Source organism: Planomicrobium sp. YIM 101495 (genome assembly GCF_009707665.1).
In the GTDB taxonomy this organism is placed as follows: domain Bacteria; phylum Bacillota; class Bacilli; order Bacillales_A; family Planococcaceae; genus Planococcus.
Map to the genome: position 1 here is coordinate 398,330 of NZ_WLZW01000001.1, position 21,450 is coordinate 419,779.

The 21,450-nt window shown below is 48.6% G+C and carries 24 protein-coding genes; 14 read left to right on the plus strand and 10 right to left on the minus strand.

Translation table 11 applies throughout. From position 1 onward, the window contains the following. Positions 1-3 precede the first annotated feature (3 nt). Positions 4-894 carry an oxidoreductase gene (locus GIW82_RS02025; RefSeq protein ID WP_370455962.1) on the minus strand — a complete coding sequence of 297 codons (891 nt, stop codon included), beginning with the start codon at positions 892-894 and terminating at the stop codon, positions 4-6. Between the two features lie 110 nt (positions 895-1,004). Here GIW82_RS02025 and ggt point away from each other — a divergent pair, with 110 nt between their 5' ends. Together ggt and GIW82_RS02035 are read left to right on the plus strand one after the other, a co-directional pair. Beyond that, entirely contained in the window at positions 1,005-2,711 is a 1,707-nt protein-coding gene (gene ggt / locus GIW82_RS02030; RefSeq protein WP_154748253.1) for a gamma-glutamyltransferase, read from the plus strand. 33 nt (positions 2,712-2,744) lie between these two features. After that, positions 2,745-3,521 (plus strand): YsnF/AvaK domain-containing protein, encoded by a 777-nt coding sequence (locus GIW82_RS02035; protein WP_154748254.1) that lies wholly within the window; start codon positions 2,745-2,747, stop codon positions 3,519-3,521. 60 nt (positions 3,522-3,581) lie between these two features. On the opposite strand, the gene GIW82_RS02040 is transcribed toward GIW82_RS02035, so the two are convergent. Then, positions 3,582-4,481: a GNAT family N-acetyltransferase gene (locus GIW82_RS02040; protein ID WP_154748255.1), complete on the minus strand. Its 900-nt coding sequence runs from the start codon at positions 4,479-4,481 to the stop codon at positions 3,582-3,584. 178 nt (positions 4,482-4,659) lie between these two features. On the opposite strand from GIW82_RS02040, the gene GIW82_RS15015 reads away from it, so the two are divergent. The 5 genes from GIW82_RS15015 (at position 4,660) to GIW82_RS02065 (ending at position 8,108) form a co-directional block, all read left to right on the plus strand. After that, entirely contained in the window at positions 4,660-5,298 is a 639-nt protein-coding gene (locus GIW82_RS15015; RefSeq protein ID WP_154748256.1) for a FusB/FusC family EF-G-binding protein, read from the plus strand. A gap of 14 nt (positions 5,299-5,312) precedes the next feature. Next, positions 5,313-5,708 (plus strand): VOC family protein, encoded by a 396-nt coding sequence (locus GIW82_RS02050; RefSeq protein ID WP_154748257.1) that lies wholly within the window; start codon positions 5,313-5,315, stop codon positions 5,706-5,708. Between the two features lie 94 nt (positions 5,709-5,802). Beyond that, positions 5,803-6,501 (plus strand): YsnF/AvaK domain-containing protein, encoded by a 699-nt coding sequence (locus GIW82_RS02055; RefSeq protein ID WP_154748258.1) that lies wholly within the window; start codon positions 5,803-5,805, stop codon positions 6,499-6,501. Positions 6,502-6,633: 132 nt separating this feature from the next. Next, a complete protein-coding gene (locus GIW82_RS02060; protein ID WP_154748259.1) occupies positions 6,634-7,503 on the plus strand; it encodes a PPK2 family polyphosphate kinase in 870 nt (289 codons plus the stop codon). Positions 7,504-7,607: 104 nt separating this feature from the next. Beyond that, positions 7,608-8,108 (plus strand): DUF1648 domain-containing protein, encoded by a 501-nt coding sequence (locus GIW82_RS02065; protein ID WP_154748260.1) that lies wholly within the window; start codon positions 7,608-7,610, stop codon positions 8,106-8,108. Between the two features lie 51 nt (positions 8,109-8,159). On the opposite strand, the gene GIW82_RS02070 is transcribed toward GIW82_RS02065, so the two are convergent. From GIW82_RS02070 to GIW82_RS02090, 5 genes are all read right to left on the minus strand, one after another. Then, complete coding sequence (locus GIW82_RS02070; RefSeq protein ID WP_154748261.1) at positions 8,160-8,360, minus strand: hypothetical protein; 201 nt, start codon at positions 8,358-8,360, stop codon at positions 8,160-8,162. A 126-nt stretch (positions 8,361-8,486) separates the two neighbouring features. Further along, on the minus strand, positions 8,487-9,404 hold the full coding sequence (gene cysK / locus GIW82_RS02075) for a cysteine synthase A (protein ID WP_370455963.1): 918 nt from the start codon (positions 9,402-9,404) through the stop codon (positions 8,487-8,489). A gap of 112 nt (positions 9,405-9,516) precedes the next feature. Further along, the gene (locus GIW82_RS02080) at positions 9,517-9,846 is read right to left on the minus strand and encodes a four-helix bundle copper-binding protein (protein WP_154748263.1); all 330 of its coding nucleotides are present in this window, start codon (positions 9,844-9,846) and stop codon (positions 9,517-9,519) included. Positions 9,847-9,915: 69 nt separating this feature from the next. After that, the gene (locus tag GIW82_RS02085; protein ID WP_154748264.1) at positions 9,916-10,662 is read right to left on the minus strand and encodes an arylamine N-acetyltransferase family protein; all 747 of its coding nucleotides are present in this window, start codon (positions 10,660-10,662) and stop codon (positions 9,916-9,918) included. Positions 10,663-10,753: 91 nt separating this feature from the next. Then, entirely contained in the window at positions 10,754-12,412 is a 1,659-nt protein-coding gene (locus GIW82_RS02090; protein ID WP_154748265.1) for a DUF2207 domain-containing protein, read from the minus strand. A 119-nt stretch (positions 12,413-12,531) separates the two neighbouring features. Between GIW82_RS02090 and GIW82_RS02095 the strand changes: the two genes are divergently transcribed. Beyond that, a complete protein-coding gene (locus tag GIW82_RS02095; protein WP_154748266.1) occupies positions 12,532-14,325 on the plus strand; it encodes a S9 family peptidase in 1,794 nt (597 codons plus the stop codon). Positions 14,326-14,354: 29 nt separating this feature from the next. Here the strand turns inward: GIW82_RS02095 and GIW82_RS02100 are convergent, their stop codons facing one another. Next, positions 14,355-14,924, minus strand: coding sequence for a TVP38/TMEM64 family protein (locus tag GIW82_RS02100; protein WP_154748267.1), 570 nt, complete (start codon positions 14,922-14,924; stop codon positions 14,355-14,357). Between the two features lie 221 nt (positions 14,925-15,145). Here GIW82_RS02100 and GIW82_RS02105 point away from each other — a divergent pair, with 221 nt between their 5' ends. The 5 genes from GIW82_RS02105 to GIW82_RS02115 all read left to right on the plus strand — a co-directional run bounded on the left by GIW82_RS02105 (position 15,146) and on the right by GIW82_RS02115 (position 18,595). Then, on the plus strand, positions 15,146-16,087 hold the full coding sequence (locus GIW82_RS02105) for an MBL fold metallo-hydrolase (protein WP_154748268.1): 942 nt from the start codon (positions 15,146-15,148) through the stop codon (positions 16,085-16,087). A gap of 114 nt (positions 16,088-16,201) precedes the next feature. Beyond that, the gene (locus GIW82_RS02110) at positions 16,202-17,542 is read left to right on the plus strand and encodes an MATE family efflux transporter (RefSeq protein ID WP_154748269.1); all 1,341 of its coding nucleotides are present in this window, start codon (positions 16,202-16,204) and stop codon (positions 17,540-17,542) included. Between the two features lie 234 nt (positions 17,543-17,776). Continuing rightward, positions 17,777-17,941, plus strand: coding sequence for a hypothetical protein (locus GIW82_RS14655; RefSeq protein ID WP_195913919.1), 165 nt, complete (start codon positions 17,777-17,779; stop codon positions 17,939-17,941). A gap of 77 nt (positions 17,942-18,018) precedes the next feature. Continuing rightward, complete coding sequence (locus GIW82_RS14660) at positions 18,019-18,198, plus strand: hypothetical protein (protein WP_195913920.1); 180 nt, start codon at positions 18,019-18,021, stop codon at positions 18,196-18,198. A gap of 172 nt (positions 18,199-18,370) precedes the next feature. Further along, the gene (locus tag GIW82_RS02115) at positions 18,371-18,595 is read left to right on the plus strand and encodes a hypothetical protein (protein WP_154748270.1); all 225 of its coding nucleotides are present in this window, start codon (positions 18,371-18,373) and stop codon (positions 18,593-18,595) included. Between the two features lie 293 nt (positions 18,596-18,888). Here the strand turns inward: GIW82_RS02115 and GIW82_RS02120 are convergent, their stop codons facing one another. Both GIW82_RS02120 and GIW82_RS02125 read right to left on the minus strand, forming a co-directional pair. Further along, positions 18,889-19,341: a DUF305 domain-containing protein gene (locus GIW82_RS02120; protein WP_370455964.1), complete on the minus strand. Its 453-nt coding sequence runs from the start codon at positions 19,339-19,341 to the stop codon at positions 18,889-18,891. A 296-nt stretch (positions 19,342-19,637) separates the two neighbouring features. Next, entirely contained in the window at positions 19,638-20,225 is a 588-nt protein-coding gene (locus tag GIW82_RS02125; protein ID WP_154748271.1) for a YdhK family protein, read from the minus strand. Positions 20,226-20,464: 239 nt separating this feature from the next. On the opposite strand from GIW82_RS02125, the gene GIW82_RS02130 reads away from it, so the two are divergent. After that, positions 20,465-21,373: a F510_1955 family glycosylhydrolase gene (locus tag GIW82_RS02130; RefSeq protein ID WP_154748272.1), complete on the plus strand. Its 909-nt coding sequence runs from the start codon at positions 20,465-20,467 to the stop codon at positions 21,371-21,373. Positions 21,374-21,450 lie beyond the last annotated feature (77 nt).

The following is a 21,450-nucleotide window of genomic DNA, read 5'->3' on the forward strand; positions in this document are numbered from 1 at the left end:
CGTTCAGAAAGGATATGTCGTTCCTGTCAATGATTCGGACACTTCCCATAGCCTTCGTGCAGTTTCACGGTCGAGCGCATGTGGCTGTGGTGTTTCGATTACGGGATAACCGCGGCGTCTCTTCCAGCCATCAGGACCGATATATTCCCCGCCTTGAAGTTCGGGGGCTGTCGCAGCATGCACGGTTGCGAGCGCGCCGATTTCAGGCGGCTGTAAAAAGCGGTTGGCCAAGTTGCGCAAGACGATTGGTGCGTCCCATTTACCGAGCTTGAAAATATTTGTTGCCGATACGCCGGGATGGCAAGTGAGGGAGATGGTTTGGTAGCCGTTCTCCTTCAGCCTTTTGTCGAGCTCGAGCGCAAAGATCATGTTCGCCAATTTGCTTTGGTTGTAAAATTTTTTTGCACGATATCCGGTCGACCCATCCAAATTGTCGAAATCAATCGTCCCGCGTTCGTGCGCCAAGCTTCCGATCGTGACGATGCGCGATCCATCCGTCCCTTCCAAAACGGGAAGCAAGAGTGCAGTCAAAGCGAAATGGCCGAGATGATTGCCGCCGAACTGCAGCTCAAAGCCATCCACCGTTTTCGTATAAAGCGGCATCATGACGCCCGCGTTATTGATCAGGATGTCGAGTCGGGAAAACTGCTTGTTGAATTGGTCGGCGAACTTGCGGACACTCGCGAGGTCGGCAACATCCAGCTGCATAAGGCGGATGACCGTATCCGGGTGCGTTTCCTTCAGTTGCTGCATCACGGTTTCCGCTTTCCCGAGATTCCGCACAGCGAAGATCAGCTCCGCTCCAGCCGCTGCAAAAACCTTCGCAGCTTCCAGTCCGATGCCGCTGCTGGCGCCTGTTATGATGATTCTTTTTCCGATCAGATTCAAATCCAATTCGTCCGCTCCTTTCCCCAAGAAGATTAAAGATGGCTATAGATGGGGTACATAGACTATAGTAACGCAAAATGAATGCAATACGGAACTGAAACTGAAAGGATGATTGGATGCGTTTAGACGAAATTTTTGAAAACCAGAAATCGGCAGGAAATTCAAGTAAAAAAAAGACGGCGAAAAGTACGCACGGCATGGCTGCGAGTGCAGTCAGGGAAGCGACGGACGTCGGAACGAAAATCCTAGAACAAGATGGGAATGCCGTCGATGCGGTCATCGCGATGCAATTCGCGCTGGCAGTTGTCGAAGGAATGAATACAGGAATTGCGGCAGGCGGGTTCATTTCGATTTACGATGCGAAAAGCGGAGAGACGAAAATCGTCAACGGCCATAGTATTGCACCCGAAGCGGTCAGACCGACTTTGTTCATCGATGAAGACGGAGAAGTGGAAGACTACGATACACGGACCATGGATCCGAAGTCGGTCGGGGTCCCTGGCATCTTGCGGGCACTGGAAGTGAGCCATGAGAAATACGGTTCCTTGCCGATGCGCGACTTGATTGAACCGGCAATCGAACTGGCCGAAAACGGTTTTCGCGTCAACTCGTTATGGGAGCGGACACTCGAACTGTTCCAGGACCGGCTCGGGGAGGAAGCGAAGAAGAAATTCATGCCCGGTGGCAAGCTCCTCGTCGAAGGAGACCACCTAAAACAGCCGGAACTGGCCAAAACGTTGCGCATTTTGCGTGATGAAGGGATTTCTGCGGTATATGAAGGGGAAATCGCCGATGCCATCGTTAAGACCATTGAAGAGCACGGGGGCCTGATCACGAAGGAAGATCTCAAGAATTACAAGTCCCTGGTGGATGATCCGTTATGGGGGACGTACAAAGGGTTCGATCTCGCCTTGACGAATCCTCCGAACGGCGGCGGCTTCGCGGTCGGACAGATGCTGAAGATCGCCGAACAAATCGACATTGCAAAATACCGTCCAGATTCGTGGGAGAAGTATCATCTCCTTGCCGAGACGATGCGCCTGACTTTGAAAGACATGCACGAGCACATCGAAGATCCGCGCTTCGACAAAATTCCGCTCCACGGACTGCTGGATGATGAATATATAAAAGAACGGAGCAGCCTCATATCGTTGGACAAGCGAATCGAGAAAGTGGAGGAAGGAAATCCATGGCTGTACCAAGATGAGCAGCAGCCGATCCAACAGACGATGGAAACGAATGAAAGTGGCATGGAGACGACTCATTTTACTGCTGTCGACAAGTGGGGCAATGTAGCGGCTTGCACTTCATCAATCGAGCGCATTTATGGTTCAGGCATTCTCGTGCCAGGCTATGGATTTTTATTGAATAACGATTTGACCGACTTCAATCCGGAGCCTGATGCGAAAAACAACCCGGACAGTTGGAAGTTCGCCGTCAGCGCCAAATCACCGACGATCATGTTCCACGAAGGAAAGCCGTTTTTCACACTCGGTTCTCCTGGAGCCAAAACGATTGTCGCATCGGTGCTTCAAGTCATCATCAACGTCATCGATTACAAAATGGACTTGAAGAAAGCCATCAGTGAACCGCGGATCTACGTGACACCGGATGATGAGAAGGAATGGGAGGACGGTTTACCGGAAGACGTATTGAAGAAATTCGAAGAACTCGGCTATTCGATCGACCAAGGATTCCGCGAACAAACAGCCGATGACCGGATCGGGGATGTCCAGGCGATCTTGATCAATTCGGAGACCGGAGAGCTATACGGAGCGGCAGATTCACCCCGCCCCGGTAAAGCGGAAGGTCCGACTGAATAAAAGCTTCACGAATCTTGAATAGAGGTGATTGGGATGGATAAACAAGGAAGTTATTGGATTGCATCGTTCGCTGGCCAAATTGAAGCTGCAGACCAGGTTCGGGATTGGCTCGCTGAAGGATATGCACCGCAGGACTTGTACGTCATGGCGGACCGGGAAGACCAGTTGGCAGTCTTCAAAGAGTTTCCAGGCGTCCATATCTCGACGGATGCAGGAGGAGACTGGATGGATCAATTCCGCTCGTTGTTTTCCGGCAGTGCAACGCTGAAGGATGCATTCGTCCAAATGGGATTTGAATCCGATCAAGCGACCCGCTACTACGATGAATTGAAAGCAGGCAAACTTATTTTGGTCGCAGATGGTTCTCCTGAACAGGTACTAAATACAGAAGCACAAACACCAGCGAATTTGCAAAATGCAAACGAAGAGCGGTTAGCGTTGCACGAAGAGCGGTTGGACATCCGTAAAGAACGGATACAAGCCAATGAGGTGAATGTTCGAAAACGTACAGTCGAGGAGCAGCAACAATTCGATGTGCCGATCGATAAGGAAGAAGTGACGGTCGAGCGGAGACAAGTGAACGAAGGGGCACAAGATGACTTGCTTCCGAACACCGAACCGTACCTCGTCGGTGATGAGTGGCATATCCCGATCGTCGAAGAAAAAATCATCATCACGAAGAAAAAGGTCGTCACCGAAGAGTTGATCATCAAAAAACGCACTGTCCGGGAAGTCGAACGCATTACGGAGACGATCCGGAAAGAAGTTGCAGAAATCGATGAGGAATTTTACGGAGACAAGACTGATTAAGAAAAGAGAGTAGCTCTCAATGTGACGAACACACGGGGGCTACTCTCTTTCTGTTTTTTCTCAAGCAAAACGTCCGAACTGTACAGAAAGCTCTTTATGCATCGAAGGGCGGAATGCACCGTACAGGATCCACGGGGACGGCAATTCGAATGGATGACATGACGGGAGCGAAGCAACTTGCGTTTCATCGAAATCGATCCAGATGCGCTTCTCGTAGCCTGGTGGCGCGCCCTGCAGCTCATATGTCGTTTGTACCGTCTCCCAGAAGCCGGGTTGCTCCATAAAATCATCCCAAGGGTAGATGATGTGCCAGTTGAAATACTTCTTGTAATCCTTTTTCGCGATGAACATCCGGTCCCTGTTCGCATTTTCGTAAAAGTCCCAAGTAGCTATCAGCTCATCGTCGAAAAGCGCGGTCGTTGCAGGGAAGTTGTAATAGCACTCCAATGGAAAAATGCGGTTAGTCGCTACATAAACCTGCTCGAGCCAGTTCTTTTTCCGCTCCAAAGAATCGATCTTCGTCCATACTGGCGCAGCTTCACATAAAGAGCGGACATCTTCGGCAACGGCTCCATACAAGCGCGGCCCTTCAGCGAATGCCTGCTTCTCGAGCACACGGCGCGCAGGGGTATTTTCCTCTTGGGTGTTCGCACCGACCCAGATGAGTTCTTCCCGCCCAAACGCTTCTGTTTTAATGAACTCGGTCAAAACCGTGGCAAAATTCTTCCCGCGGAATCGTTCATCGCTCCGCAACCGGCCGATCATGGCGTAACGTCCAGCGAAAATGGTATATCCACACAGCGCGGCGAGTTTGTCCCCGACAAACAGGCCATAAAGCGTATTCGGAGGCATCACCATGCGTTCATACACCCGGATGACATAATCATCCTCGATGCCAGTCTGCATGGCTTTCAAAAAAGGTAAGTCATCTATCGTCAATAACCGGATTTTCGTTTCCATCTCGTTTCATCCCTCATCCTTCGATTCTCTATTCGGAAAATTCGTTTTTAATTATACATCAGCGAACGCCTGCTGCGCACGAAAACAATCTTTATCGCCACTCGTTTTAACGAAGCAGGCAATATGCTGTATACTGAAAAGCAGATACGTGAAATCAACTGATTCGGAGTGAACTAACGTGGAAGCTTTTATCCGGAATGATCAATTCAACGTCATTCGCAAGCAGGCGTTGCGAATTGTCGCGAGTCATAAGGCCAGTACGGACCAGGACGTCGTCGACACAATCCGCATCCTCGCCTTTGAACGTGTGCTCGATGCATTCGATTATCTTAATCAAAAGCAGAAGTGGCTATTGGATCCCCTTGTCGATATCGAAAGCAAAGCGGACCTGGAACGATTCCTGACCCACGTAAAATCATATGTCTTGCCGTTTGGCGGACTGGCTGCACCGGTTCTCGGATCGTATTTCCCGAAAGCGAAGAAAATGAAGACACCGTCCATGCAAAGAGTAGATGCGCGGGATTATTCATATGTCGGTTGGAATGATCCGGGTGCCGCCATGAAATATTTGATCTTGCCGAACGATGGTGAATGGATCGGGGTATCCGGATCGTTTCGCCAAAGCACACGAAAAGGAATGTGTTCGCTTTGTCAGACGGAATCTGAAGTCGGCCTGTTTTTGTATCGGCGACGGAAAGGCCAGGACGGCACGTTCATCAAAAACGGCCATTTGATTTGCGTCGACAGTGATGCATGCAACCAAAATATTATGGCGCTCGGTAAGATCGACGCGCTCATTCAGCAATTAAACAATTGAAAGGAGTTAGGAACATGATTAAAATCAACCCATTTTTAATGTTTGAAGGAGAAGCGGAGGAAGCAATCCGGTTCTATACCGAAATTTTCGAGGATGCTGAAATCCTGCACATCAGCTACCAGGAAAACGGCAAAGTGGAGCAGGCGGCATTCCGGATCCAGGAAATGACGTTCATGGCGATCGATTCGCCGGAAGCACATGACTTTGCCTTCACACCAGCCATTTCACTTTACGCCAATTTCGATTCCTCGCAGGAAATTGACTACGTATATGGCAAGCTAAAACGGGGCGGGGCGATCCTTATGCAACTGGACGCCTACCCGCATAGCCGGAAGTTCGCCTGGGTACAAGATCGCTTCGGCGTTTCTTGGCAGCTGAACTTGCTTGACGATGAATCCACCATCCAATAGTCCCCGCCTTCTGCTACCGCCCTGTTTCAATACATGTGCAGCGGGTAGATAGAAGGTGTAGAAGTTAAATACACCTTTGAAGGAGGTTTTCGTGATGGCATCTGAAAGAGAATTTATCGGCAGTTTTGATTTGGAAGCTCAGGCATTCAATAAAATTGGTGAACTGAAAGACAAAGGCTACAGGGAAGAAAATATTCATATCGTCTCTGACGGAAACCAGAACTTGGATATCTTAAAAGAGAAGACAAGCGCCCAGTTTACATTTGAATTCGATGAATCCGGCAGACAGGATTTCGAACGGGGCAAGATTCTTGTCTATGCTGATCCTGTAGATGGAGCTTCTCTCGGAACTGCAGAGAACACATTTGATTCAACAAGGAATGACTTTACAGATGACCGCGGGGAGCAGCACTTGCATCTCCACGAAGAGCACCTGGAAGTCGACAAGCAAAAAGTCCAGACAGGCGAAGTGAACGTCGGGAAGCATGTCGTCGAAGAACAGCGGACGGTTGAAGTACCGGTAGAGCATGACGAAGTCGTCATCGAAAGACGCACGGTCAATGAAGATGTCAATGGCTTGACGGGAACCGATGCTTATCAGGATGAAGAAAACATCCACATTCCACTGACGGAAGAACGTGTCGACGTTTCCAAGAAAGATGTCGTCAGCGAAGAACTTGTCGTCGGCAAACGGAAAGTGCAGGACGTTGAACATGTTGAAGGCACGGTCCGTAGGGAAGAAGCAGCAATTGAAGAGAAGCTGGACGAAGATGACCGATTCGGCCGATCATAAAGAAAACAGGAACCCTTCCGATTTGCTGGAAGGGTTTCACTATTTTATCTTGCGGGAAAACTAGAACGAAGAGATCCTGTAAATCAACCGACATTATCTTGTCGGGAAGACTACAGGGAAGGAGGTTATTCGATGGCAGAAAACAAGTACCGGCTTTCAGAGAATAAACAATGCAGGTTATCGGACTTCACGACAGTAGAATCAGACAGGCCCTCCGATTCCGAAATTGAACAGAACTTGCTTCCGACAAGTATTAAAAGGCTGAAGGAGTTGCACTGGAAGCTCCATGCAGAAGGAAAACATGGCATTGCGGTCGTTCTGCAAGCATTGGATGCAGCCGGGAAAGATGAAGCGATCAGCCACATTTTTTCTTATTTGAATGCACAAGGGCTGAAGACGACCAATTACGGCAAACCGAGTGAGGATGAACAAAAGCTCGATTATTTACGGCGCTTCCATAAAGGATTGCCTGCACGGGGCGAAATCGCCATCTACAACCGCTCGTATTACGAGGAAGTGATCGCACCGCGCATCCATGGTTTGGAACACGACGGCAAGATGCCGGAAGAAGCGAAAGAAGGCGACGTCTGGAGCCGACGTTTTCGGCAGATCAACGATTTTGAGCGCTATCTTCACGAAAACGGTTTTCATGTCATCAAATTCTTTTTTCATGTTTCGAAAGAAGAACAGCGTAAGCGTCTGCTCAAGCGCATGAAAGACCCGGAGAAGAAATGGGAATTCTCATTCAACGATGTCAAAGAACGCGCACATTGGGGTGAATATGAACACGTTTTTGAAGAAATGCTGACGCATACCGCGACATCCTATGCTCCGTGGCACGTATTGCCGGCCGACGATGAAGCGTATTCAAGATATATCATCGCCCAGGAGATGATTGCCCTTTTAGAAGAAATCAATCCGCAATTTCCAGATGTGGATGAGAAAGATCAAAAGAAGATGGATGAGGCAATCGACAAGCTGGAAAAGGAAAGAAGCGAGTAAAGAGGGTGGTTTTGCTGGATTCCAGCAAAACCGCTTTTTTTCTACGGCTTCAACTGAAACTTCACTCGTCTTCGTCCGTATAAGTAAGGAGAGGAGAGGAGAGGATGACCTTGGTGAAACAGCCGAAAATCAACTTGCCGAAAAGCGGTCTCGAAACATTTTTAAGCTGGATCGGCCTTCTTACTATTATTGCTACAACGATGTACTTGATTCTTACATATGGTTCATTGCCAGCAGAAGTACCAGCACACTATAACGGAGCAGGGGAAGTCGACCGGTGGGGTTCGAAAGCGGAGTTGTTCCTTTTGCCGCTCATCGCCTTTTTTGTCATTTGGCTACCGATTACATGGCTTGAAAAATACCCGCATACGTTCAATTACTTGAATTTGCGGGAAGACAACGTCGAGTTTCAGTACCGGAACGCACGGCTCATGATGAACGTCATGAAAACAGAATGCGCGATTCTTTTCTCTTGGCTGACATTTCAGGACATACGTATCGCAGAAGGGGGAGCGGACGGACTCGGCCCTTGGTTCTTGCCGGTCTTCATCGTCGTACTGTTCGGTTCCATGGGGATCTTCATCGTGAGGATGCTGCGGGCTTGACGGCAATCAAAAAAAGCGGAGGAAATTTCCTCCGCTTTTTCTTCTGCTCTATTATTGATAATTCAATGCGCGTTCATACATCCACCGCTTCAGATTGCCGAAAGAAGGGAACGAGACGGACTCGCCTGTCTCCAGATGCTCGGCTTTGATGATGATGTTCATTTCATTCGGTGTGAATGCCCACCCTTCCTGCATCAATGCGCGGGCGGTTTTGATGATCATGCTGGAACCCGTGATTTTCTCAAGTGTCATATTCTCAACTCCCTTTGGCTGGAAAATGTCGGACGGTGTAACGCGGACTTCCCTGTGCGGCAAAGCCGTCAAGATAAGTATAAGTTTTTTACCTGTTTTCTGCACGCGCTAAACCTCGCGCAGGAATTATTCAATCAATCCCATGCTCAAGTAGCGTTCGCCAGTATCAGGCGCGATACAGAGGACCTTTTTCCCTGCGCCAAGCTGCTTCGCCGTTTCGATAGCTGTGTAGACAGCAGCAGCTGCAGAAGGACCGACGAAGATGCCTTCATTACGTGCAAGGCGGCGGAACATGTCGATGGCGATGTTGTCGCTGATCTGCAGGATCTCGTCGTACACATCGGTATTCAAAATGGACGGCACAAAGCCTGGGCTTGTTCCAACAAGTTTATGTTTGCCAGGCTTCCCACCTGAAAGGACAGGGGAGCCTTTTGGTTCGACGACGACGATTTTAAGGTCAGGCCAATGTGCTTTCAATGTTTCGCCTGTGCCTGTAATCGTTCCGCCGGTTCCTGCTGTTGCGATGAACGCATCCAGCTCGCCGTTCATTTGCTCGATAATTTCGACAGCCGTCGTTGTGCGGTGAATGTCTGGGTTGGCTGCGTTTTCGAATTGCTGCGGGATGAAGCTATCCGGAATCTCTTTCGCCAACTCCTCGGCTTTCTTAATGGCACCCGGCATTTTTTCATCCGCCGGTGTCAGTACGACTTCTGCCCCGAACGCTTTCAGCAAATTGACCCGCTCAGAAGTTGCATTATCCGGCATGACGAGAATGGCGCGGTAGCCTTTGGCAGCTGCTACCATGGCAAGTCCGATGCCGGTATTGCCGCTCGTCGGCTCGATGATCGTAGAAGATGGATTCAGGCGTCCATGCTTTTCAGCTTCTGCGATCATGTTTGCAGCTGCACGGTCCTTGACGCTTTTTGAAGGGTTGAACATTTCAAGTTTTACGAATACTTCTGCCGCCTGTTCCGGCACGAGTTTCTGAAGTTTCACGACCGGCGTATTGCCGATCAAGTCGATAATGCTATGTACTGGCTTCACAAAATTCTTCCTTCCTTTTTCGAAAAGTGGTTGTACCAATATGTTAAGCGGAAACCCGCTCCGTTGCAAAAAAATAGCCTGCATCTAAACGAATAGATGCAGACACTTCTCATTATGCTACATTTCTGCAAGCTTCCGCACAGGCGAAGCATGCTTCTGCACATTTCTTGCAATGCTCGTGGTGCGCGTGCTTGTCACATTCCTCACCGCACGCCTGGCATACTTCCGCACAAACTGCCGCTAATTGCTTGATGAAAGGGGAGTTCCGGCTAATCGCATTTTCCAAGTAGCTGCAAAGATCCGCGCATTCCCGGTCGAGCCGGATGCAATCTGCCATCATCTTCACGTCATCTTCCTGCAGGCAAGCGTCGAAGCAGTGGTTACACGCCTCCATACATTCGTGAAGCGCTTTGAGTAATGCTGCATGATGTTCATGTGCCATTCCATCTTCCTCCTCTTCGAATAATGCTCTTCTCTCATCTCTTCCCGTAAAATGAAGATTTAAACGAAATCAGGCGAGTTCAATGCCGAAGTAGTCACGCAGTGCTTGCTCTTTTTCCTTATCATTCAGTTGAATTTTCTTCTTCTCTTTGTTTTCCCGAATTGTTAGTTGGTTGCCGGACAGCGTTGTACGTCCGAGGTCTGTCGCGATCGTCGCCAAGTCGTCGTGTGTGAACGAAGAATCTTTGGACACTTGGTTAAAGACACAGCCTTCATGGAAATCCTCCAGTTTTTTCGGGAAGGTGCTGAAGCGGTACAGCACGCGTTCTTTGCCTTCATCTTCCCGAATCAAATCGTAAAATGGCTCATCATGCGCTTCGATCCTGTACGTGCCGCTATTATCGGTCTGGCGCTCACCGCCAAGCGGGATAGGGGAGATGGTCGAATCGCCGAAACCGACATCGACCAAATAAGGCGCATCGAGTTGCACTAGAATCGCCGCATGCGTATCTGCTTTTGCCCACTTGCCGTTCGGCCGTTGCACCGTTGCTGAGACAAGCTGTGCATCAAATCCGAGCTGCTGCAGGAGCCAGTGGAACAAACCGTTGAGCTCATAGCAGTAGCCACCGCGTCCACGCTCGACGATTTTTTCGTAAATCGGCTCCAGATTCAAATAGATCGGCTCTTTTCGGATCACATCAAGGTTTTCAAAAGGGACATGCTGCATATGTAAGGACTGCAGCCTGGCCAAGTCTTGCAAATACGCTTCCTCCACCGGAAACGCGTGGAATCGTTTCAAGTATGCTTCAACTTCCATCGGTTCTCATCCTTTCTCTATGTGCATCTGTTCCCGTTAAGACTGAAGAAAAAACCTGACGGGACAAGCCCGAACCAGGTTTTCACTTTCGTTAAAATGCGCCGGATCCACCACCGCCACCGCCAATTCCTCCGCCACCACCGACGGAAGCGGAAGAAGCGGCACTGGCTGTTCCGGTATTGTTGTTTGCTGCTACGAAGATCAGCATCATGAAGACTGGATCAAACGCCAGACTGCCGTATTGTTCTTGTGTGCGAAACGCATGCATTGTGCCGGAGGATTCTGCTGCACCAGTTCCGACGTAATAGGCGTATGCACGCTGTTTTTTATCGGCGGACCAGCTATTCCATACTTCCTCTGGCAAGTCGTCCATCGCAGCTTTCAGATGCTTCCATTGCTGTTTGATACGGTGTCCTTTCACTGTCATAGGCGAATAGAACGCTGCGAAAATGGCGGCTGCCATAGTAATGAAAAGGGAAAGTGCCATCCACATTTCCAAGCCGTAAATGCCGGTATAAATGGCGACTCCTCCGAAGAGAAGTCCAACAAACGCGGCAGACCAGCGGATAATCGGGCTCTTGTCGTACATGTGCTGCTCTTTCACTTCTTCAGCAACCAGTTTTCCATGCTCCGAGACCGCTTGCATATAAACGGGTTGGACCTTCTCATTTTCCGAGTAGCGCTCGAGCTGATCCAAGTGAAGGATCTTTCCTTTTCCGACTTCGTTGAAAAGAAAGTCGAGCAAAACTTTTTCGTGCGGGTACTCGGTTTTCGAAGACAACAGTTCGAATTCTTTTTCTGAGTGTTGCAGGACGTATCCTTTCCGGATAAGCTCCATCATCGCCGCAGCGAGTGTATTAGCATTCAAAAATGGTGAATGCGAAAAGTAAAGCGCAGCAGGAATGCTCAGCTCATCGTTTACGACTGGTGTACCGTTTTTCGTTTCCAACGCTTCCCGTTTGATCTTCCGGGAGCGGCCAAAGAGAATTCCGAACAAGCCGAGGAGGGAAGCTCCTCCGACTGGCACCGCAACCGAACCGAAGGACTGTGCAGTCGACTGGTTTTGCTCGAAGGCAATTGCGTCTTCAACTGCATCTTCGCGGTCTTGCCGGATGGCATCACGGACTGTACCGTTTGCTGTGGCTAATCCAGTAAATAAATCATTTTCGTAAATGACCCGGATGTCGCCATTTTTGCCTGACGGTACGTGGCCGAGTGCGAAGACGACCGTTCCATCTGATTCCAACTGACCCGACTCGAAAGCTTCATCGTAGCCAAGGAATTCCGCTTCGTCAGCGGGTGCAGGCGGCGTGATTGTAATGGTCATGTTTTCATAATCGGTTTCGTTGTCGTCACTGAAGAACGGCCAGTAAAATTGTGCACCGTCTTCGTATGATACTATCGCACCGTTGATTGTATACAAAAGTTCGACGGTCACGGTCTCATCATCGGCAGGACGGTGGACTTTGTATAGGTTGTCATCCCGCTCCACATCAAGCTTCCGGCCGTTCTCGAATGCCTGAAATCCGTCGATGGACGTTCCTTCTTTCGGGATGAGTTCACGCGTCAAGCCGTTGAAATCATCTTCGAATACATACGTGTGGGTCTCTGTCACTTGTACGGTCCCATTTTCCTGGAGCAGCGCCTTGATTTCTACATCGCTGATCGAGAAGTCATCAGCGAAGACGCTTATCGGCATCAGGATCAACGCGAAGAAGATGCTAAACGGGAGAATCCATTTCTGTTTCATTTCAATCACCTCACCTATATTGTACGTTTTAATTGAGCTGAAGTTTCAGAAAACACTGCTGACTTGAAGGAATCTGTATGGTTAAATGAAGAAGCAGGCAAAACTTAAGGAGGAACTTCATGATTTCTTTTCCGAAAACACAAGTGGAACAATTTTTCCGTACATATGTCATCACCGATTTTACGGTAAGTAAAGATGAGCAGCGCCTCGTCTTCAGCAGCAACTTGAATGGCAAGATGAACCTATGGGCGATGGATTTGCCGAATAAGTTTCCGTACTTGTACGCCCAGGCGGACCAGTCGGGGAGCTTTATCCACCTGGAAGACAACAAGCGTTTCACGCTCGCGGGCTTCGACAAAGACGGGGACGAGAACCACCAGTTTTACGCAATCCCGTATGAGGGCGGTCTTCCGCAGCCATTGATCGAAGGGACAGCAGCGGATGAGAAGTTCTTCTTCGCTTCATTAAGTGAAGACGGCGAGCGATTGTATTACATGACGTCGAAAGCAAACCCTGAATTCTTGAACACGCACGTGCTTGATTTGAAGACCGGTGAAGACCATCTTCTTCATACTGGTGACGGAGCCATGACACAGCTTGAAGCGGTATCTGAAGACGAGAAATCCTTCATCTTCAAGAAAATGTTTGCCAATACGTTCAGCACAGCGTTTGTGCGAGTGGACGGCGAAGAATTGCCGCTGACACCGGATCCGGAAACTGTGCATACGATTCACGAAGCGTTGTTCACGGATGCACAGACGATCCATTTCGTCACCGATTTCGAAAGCGACTTCCGATACTTGGCTAAATTCGACCTTGCGACGAAAACGTTCGAACGGGTCTTGGAAATCGAAGGGGAGAGCATCTCCGAATTGAAGTGGGATGACGAGCGGAAAGTGTTTTACCTCGTGACAGAAAAAGGGGTGGAAGACTTCCTTTATCGCTATGAGCCTGGGGCTGCACAGCCGGAAGCGATCGACTGCCCGGTTGCGCTCATGGATAAAGTACAGCTCGGCTCGTCTGGAAAAGTATATCTTCTTGGCCGTAGTGCCCGTTTGCCACATAACTTATTTGTCCGTGAAACGGACGGTACGTGGATACAGTTGACAGAGAACCGCGTCCTCGGCGTATCGCTTGACGGAATGGTCGACCCCGATGTCGTCCAATACGAAAGTTTTGACGAACGTATGATCGAAGCACTGCTGTTCCGTGCCAAGCCTGAAAATGATAACGGCCATACGATCTTCTGGCCGCATGGTGGTCCTCAATCAGCTGAGCGTAAACAATTCCGCTCGATGTTCCAGAGCTTCCTGAACCGCGGCTACTCGATCATGGCACCGAACTTCCGCGGCAGTACCGGCTATGGTTCCGCCTTCACGAAGATGGTGGAACGTGATTGGGGAGAAGGACCGCGCCTCGACTGCTTAGCTGCGATCGACTGGCTGTTCGATGAAGGCATTTCAAGCCCGGACAAATTGTTCCTTGTCGGAGGCAGTTACGGTGGCTACATGGCGCTTCTGTTACACGGCCGCCACGCAGACCGTTTCAAGGCAGTCGTCGATATTTTCGGCGTGTCCGATTTGTTCACGTTCGTCCGCTCGGTCCCGCCGCACTGGAAGCCGATTATGGATCGCTGGGTCGGGGATCCCGTCCGCGACAAGGAGCGGTTCATCAAGGATTCACCAGTGACGTATCTGGACGGCATGACGAAGCCAATGCTTGTCATCCAAGGGGCAAAAGATCCGCGCGTCGTCAAAGAAGAGTCCGATCAAATCGTCGAGAAGCTGAAGCAAGCCGGTCGCACAGTCGACTACTTAGTGCTGGACGACGAAGGACACGGATTCTCGAAAAAAGAGAACGAGATCCGTGTGTACGAAACAATGCTCGACTTTTTGGAACAGTATCAGTCGTAATAAAATAAGAAAGAACCGGCTCCCCTCAATTAGGAGACCGGTTCTTTCGTCATTCTTTCTTTGTGGCGCTTATGCCATTTCTCGATCCCGATGTAGGCGATCAGCAGCACCGCGAAAAACAGGAGACTGCCGATCCACGAAAACTCGGCGATTGCTTGGCCGAATGCCGTGTACAGGACTGCTGGCATGACCATGCCGAGGATGCTGAAGTAGGCGTATTCTTTGAAGGAACGTGTTGATTCGATCAAGAACAACGACAGCAGGTGGAAATGGACGAACGGCATGACACGCAGCAACATCACTTGTCCGACCGAGACTTTCCGCTCCCCAAAAAGCTTTTTCTTCAGCGGGGTCAATTTCGCGCGGAACTTCGGCATCCGCTCGACGAGCAAATACGAAATGATGCCCATCAAAGACAAGCCGATGAATGAAAGCAGTGCGCCTTCGACGAAACCGAATAACAAACCACCAGCTACGCAGACGACGATCACCGGAAGGAATAGGAATGGACGGATGAGATGGAGGACCACAAAGAATACAGGGGCGAGCCAGCCAGCATTTTCGATAAATTCGCCTAACGACTGATTGAATGAATCCATCACCATTTCTCCTTTAAGATCAATTTTATAAATCGCTTGCCATCAGTATACTCCGTACAGAGCAAAAAATCTTATTCATCATATCATTTTTCCGGAATGGAAGCGGGCGTCTCGGCTTGTGTCGGGGGAATGAAACGCAAATCACGGATTTCTAGGAGGGTTTTCAACGGATTTAGGGAATAGGGTTAGAGTGAAGATTGAATTCAGAGGAGGAAGCTGGAATGGATAATGAAAAAACGATGCGCTTGGATGAACGCATCTACTTGATTGATGGATACGATATGGGACTGAAACACCGGACAGGGACGTATGTCATCGATGAGGAGCAGCTGACACTCGTCGATACCGGCCCGAGCCCGTCCGTGCCGCGCATCACCGCCGGACTCGCTGAAATCGGCCATACATTGGATGAGGTGAAGTACATCATCGTGACGCACGTGCACCTTGATCATGCCGGCGGAGCAGGATTTCTCTTGGAGGACTGTCCGAACGCGACGGTCGTCGTCCATGAGAAAGGTGCACGGCATCTCGCGGACCCATCGCGTCTGACTGCTGGTGCCAAGATGGTTTACGGAGAATCGTTCGACCGCTTTTTCGAACCGGTCGTGCCGATTCCCGAAGAGCGCCTGTTGATCAAACGGGAAGGGGACGAGCTGGAGCTGAGTCCGGCGTGTTCATTGAAGTTCCTCGACACACCAGGGCATGCAAATCATCATTTCAGCATTTACGATCCCGTTTCGAACGGTATGTTTGCCGGAGATACGGTCGGCGTGCGATATGAACAGCTGGCAAAAGAAGGAGTCGCACTGTTCTTGCCGTCGACTTCGCCGAACCAGTTCAATGAGCAGGCGATGCACCGTGCCATTGTGCGCTTTTCGGAAATGAAGCTCGACCGGATTTATTACGGCCATTTCAACCAGACGAAAGAACCGGAACTAGCACTGCAGCAAGTGGCGGAATGGCTGGATCTGTTCATGGAAGAAGGACGGAAAGTAGCGGCGGAAAGGGGCACGGCCGAGCTGTTGGCAGGCAGATTAGAAGCACACATACGTGACTACTTAGATGAATTCGAAATCCCACATGATCACGAAGTTTATGACATCATCCGGCTGGATTTGAACGTCGGTTCGATGGGCTTGTTGGAAGCATTGAACAAACAATAAAGTAGCTTTTGGCGCCCGCTTCCTCCCGGGCGCTTTTTCACGGAGCATTCCGATTGATTCCGCCCGATGCAGTGCCGATAATGAAAGGGCATATATAGAAAGTAGGGCAGATTCATGGCAAACCAACATGATTTCACGGAAGGACCGATCGCAAAACAGTTGTTCTACTTTTCGGGACCGATCCTTCTCGCGAATTTACTGCAAGTGTCGTATCAGCTGATCGACAGTTTGTGGGTCGGCAACTTGATTGGTGCGGGTGCACTTGCAGCGGTCAGTTTATCAGGAACGATTCTATTCACGGTCCTGTCCTTTGTCATTGGCTTGAATAATGCTGCGCTGACAATCCTGTCCCAGCAAAAAGGGCGGAAGAGCGGGGAAGGACTGCAACACTATTTGAACGCGTTCGTTGTGTTGCTCACCGCAATGTCGGTCGGCCTTGGCATCGTCGGGTTCTTTCTCGCAGAACCGCTCCTGCACCTTGTTGGGACACCGGAAGCGATCATACCGATGGCAGCTGCATATTTGAAAATCAACTTCATCGGGATGCTGTTCTTGTTCGGCTATAACTTTATCGGGACAGCACTCCGCTCCGTCGGGGATTCGAAGTCGCCGCTTTATTTCGTGGCGATCGCCGTCGCTTTGAATACGGTACTGGACCCGCTGTTCATCTCCGGCTTCGGCTGGGGCGTGGAAGGAGCGGCGTACGCCACCATCGTCTCCCAGGGCGCAGCATTCTTCATCGGCTTCTTTTACATCCGCAGTAAAAGAATTCTGCCGTTCACCCGGCCATCCGTGCCAGCGAAACGGGAAGTGCTCGATATCCTGAGACTCGGCATCCCGGCAGGTCTGCAGATGAGCGTCATCTCAGCCGGCATTCTTGCCATCATGAGCGTCGTCGCTTCGTTCGGTCCGGCAGTCGTCGCAGGGTACGGTGCGGCACAAAGGCTCGACAGCCTGATCATGCTGCCGGCGCAGGCGCTCGGCACAGCCATCAACTCCATGGCCGGGCAAAATATCGGGGCAGGGCAATGGGACCGCGTAGAGCGGGTCACACGCTACGGCTTTTTCTATAACCTCGGCATCATGCTCGTCATCGCCGGCATCCTTTACCTCCTTGCAGAGCCCGCTGTCCGGCTGTTCCTGAAAGAAGAAGAGGCGGTGGAATTCGGCACCCAGTATTTGAAGGGCGTCGCATTCTTCTATCCGTTCCTCGGCATCAACTTCATCCTGAACGGCACCGTCCGCGCAGCAGGAGCCATGTTCCAGGTGCTCATCCTCAACATCCTGTCGTTCTGGGTCCTGCGCTATCCGCTCACCTGGCTGTTCGCCCAGTGGTACGGGCAGGACGGCATCGCGCTCGGCATCGGCATTTCCTTCGTCATCTCAAGCGTCTTCGCCTTCCTTTATTACCGCTACGGCAAATGGCGGGAAATCAAGGCGATCAGCGGGGAATGAAGAATGATCCAACGACTATGCAGTTGCCTTGAATAAAAAAGTAATATCCAGGACACATTGAAGCGTTCGCAAATGTGTATGCAATTTTGCGAACGTTCGTAAAGTCATTTGACACGTTTACGAACGGTTTTTAGTGAGAAATAATCTATTGGCTTCTATCTATAGAGATTATGAATGGTAAAATAAGTATTATAAAGACGAGACACAAAAACCAAAGTGAAGGTGAATAGTAGAATGACACATCCGTATGAAAAATATGAAAATACCGAGCAATGGAAAAAAGTAAATCAGGTAATAGCTGAGTTAGTTGAAAATCAGGATATTGAAGAATTAACAAAGAGAGAATACATCGTAGGATATATTTGTAAGAAGCTCGCAGAAACAGAAGAAACAAAATAACGCGGAATATTAAGGAAGTGAATGTAACTTAAGTGCAGTTAAGTTACATTCGTTGAAATTCGAAAGGAGGAATTTTAATGTCATCTTCACCGATGTTCATTTGGGTAATCCTATCCGTTATTTGGATCGTTCTTTTTTTGTACGTGATAGATCGTATGCAAAAATCTAAGAGAAGCAATGATTCGGAAATGGAAAAAAGAATTCAAAAGCTTGAAGAAGAAAATAAAAAAATTAATAACGAGAAGAATGATTCTTAAAGTAACGCATATTGGTTAGGGCTTTTATATACGATTTTGCTCATCATTAATTCCTATTTACTTTTGTCTTTTGAGAACTTGAAAACGCCAGGCATCACAAAATAAGTTGCATTCATTTTCTATGAATATTAATACTGAGATATAAAAGCTAGGAAAGAGAGGGGAAAACCGAATGTCTAGTTTAGGATTGTTAGGAACAGGAAATTGGCTGGGGGTTTTATCGACAATTTTACTTGTTGTCGGCATATATTTTACTTTCACCTTTTTTGAAAATTTAAAAAGTGGAGATGATCGGTTAAGAAAACAAAGTAAAGTAGCTGCACTTGTCTGCATCTCAATTGCTTTACTGATTCCAGCCTTTTACAGCTTATATGTTAACTACGAAATGATGAAATAAAATAAATCTTCAGTAGTTCAATCTGAATGTAACTTATTGTGAAGCAAGTTACATTCAGAACCCCGATTCTACTGAATTCGCCAGAAAATCATTCCGAACTATTTTCATTTGAAAAAATGATACATTCAGAATGCTGTTCTGTAAGGCTTTGCAGCTTGAAACTCAAAAAGATATAGGTTTACATATCATGAGTTTATCGGAAGAAGATTGATGAGGTCAACATCTATCGCCAGAAAAAAAGGAAGCCCAAAAGCGAAATCTTTTCGCCGCTTGGCCTTCCTTTTTTGAGTCGGTTATTCCTCGTTCTCCAATTCTTCTATCAATCTTTTCATCTCGGCAATTTCTTCACGCTGCGTCTTGATGATCGCATCAGCCAGCTCTCTCGCTCGCGGATCTGAAATGTCTGCCCGTTCGCTGGTCAGGATGGCGATGGAATGGTGGGGAATCATCGCTTTCATCCATCCGGTGTCTTCTATTAATATTTGGCTGCGCACAAGCCATAGCGAAAGCGCGAATACCACAGCACTGCCGGCTAAAATAAAAGAATTTGCCTTTTTGTTTTTATACATCGGCCACATGAATAACATCATGACAATGGCCATCACAGAACCCATGATCAAAGCCATGTAGATTCTTGTTTCACTGAGTGTGATATGTTCGAATTGAAAAACATTTAAAAACATCAGCCAATACATCAGGAATGTAGAAGTTGCAATCATGACTCCGAATTTCACATAGTTGTTCACAGAATCCTCTCCTTATATCATTTTAATTAACGTTATCAACGATTTTTGTCTAGTTGGAATGAATGCCTTCCTTATCTGTATACCATTTGAAGTATTGAATAAACTCCATAGAAAATGCACAAAATACTATGGGAGAAAAGGTTCAAAAAACTCCCCCGCTGCTCTTTTAAGCCGGCTTATGCTCAAAGTACGAAAAAAACCGCTAATTTATAGGGGAATTAGCGGCCTTTCTTTGAACTGCCTATTCATCGATTTTATCAATACATGGAAGAACTATGGTACTGTCATTTCAAAAATTACTCCGCTGATAATTCATCTTCAGTCACCCACTTATGATTGGTGACTTCCTCTCCTCCAGTAGTAGGGACGAAATCAACCATATAGACGGTCGTCTGTTCGGCAGAATCAATCGTTGCCGTTGCACCGTCCATTCCTTCCATATGGTCGGCGGAAATGGTCGCTTCATCGCCTGCTTCCAGTGGTTCATCTCCCGGGTTTTCCAGTTCTTCATGAATCACCCATTTGTGGTTTTCCACCGGTTCGCCGCCAGTCTCAGGCGTGTAGGTCAAGGCATAAGCGGTTGTATCGTAAGCTCCGACAATTGTTGCTTCAGCACCTTTCATGCCTTCCATGTGATCCGTTTCAATAATGGCCTGGCTTCCGACTTCAAATGTTGGATTTTGGGCTTCTTGCAAATCATCCGGCACTTCACCTGAACCGGAATGGTCCATGTTCATGTGTTCGGAATCCCCACTCATATTTTCTTCGGTTGCGTTGTCCATGTCCATCGGTTCTTCACTCGTCCCGCTATCTGTATTGCAGGCGCTTAATGTGATGGCTGCCACAAGCGACAGCATCCCCATCATCCATCTGTTTTTCGGCATTTCAATCTCCTTCTTTCTGCATTTGTCTGTAGTTACTTTACCCCTTAACTTTGCATATTGTGTGCAGGAATCATGACATTTTCTATTTGGTGGAAATAGCCGCCCGATTGTGGCAAGTCCGTGAACCGCCGGATAAGTTCTCATTTATATAGAAGAAACTGCACAAAAAATCGAGATTTTTTCGCTAAACTGGAGGAGTACAATGATTTTTAGAAAAAACAATTTGGAGGAATAATCAAATGACAAAAAAGAGAATATTGACAAGTATGCTGTCGGCTTTGCTTTTAGTGGCAGGCTGCAGCACCGATACAGCAGAATCATTCGAAGTGCCGTTTGAAGGCAAAATGGATCATGTTCATGGGATGGGTTATGCAGGAAATGAGAACGGACTGTATTTTGCCTCGCATATCGGGCTGAAAATTTACCGGGAAGAGGGCTGGTTCGAAACGACGGATAATTTTCATGATTATATGGGCTTTAATGCAACAGCTGAAGGTTTTATTACGTCGGGCCACCCAAGTGCAGACTCAGAATTACCCAATCCCTTAGGGATACAGCGAAGCGTCGACAGCGGTGAATCGATTGAGGAGATTGCATTTCAAGGAGAAACGGATTTTCATGCCATGGCGGTGGGATATAACAGTAACGACATTTTCCTAATCAATCCGGCCAAGAATTCCCTACTGGAAGCCGGCGTATATAAAAGCGGTGATGAAGGCGAATCATGGAAAACTGTGAAGGCTGAAGGGCTGGAAGGCGAAGTGACTTCGCTCGCTCTTCACCCGGCTGACTCAAACTTCGTCGCTGCAGCTACGGCTGCAGGGATTTATTTCTCATGGGATGGCGGAGAAAATTTTAAAGCCATTACAGACGGAAGTGAAACAGGCACAGCGGTGCATTTCACCGAAGACCATTTATACTTCGGAAGCTACGGGACAGCGGCGGCTCTGGTGAAGTATACTATGGAAAATGAAGAACTCGAGCCGGTGGATACACCGGACCTTTCACAAGATGCCATCGCTTTTATTGCACAAAACCCGATGGATGAAATGGAACTGGCGATCTACACATTTGAAGGCAATGCCTACTTGTCGGAAGACGGATTACAGACCTGGAAAACGCTGCTGGAAGAGGGAAAAACCAAGTAGAAACCAGCTAGCCGTTTGAAAGACGAACCGAATCCAACAGCTTTCGGCAGCAGTCTTTGTCTTGATTGCTGCTAACC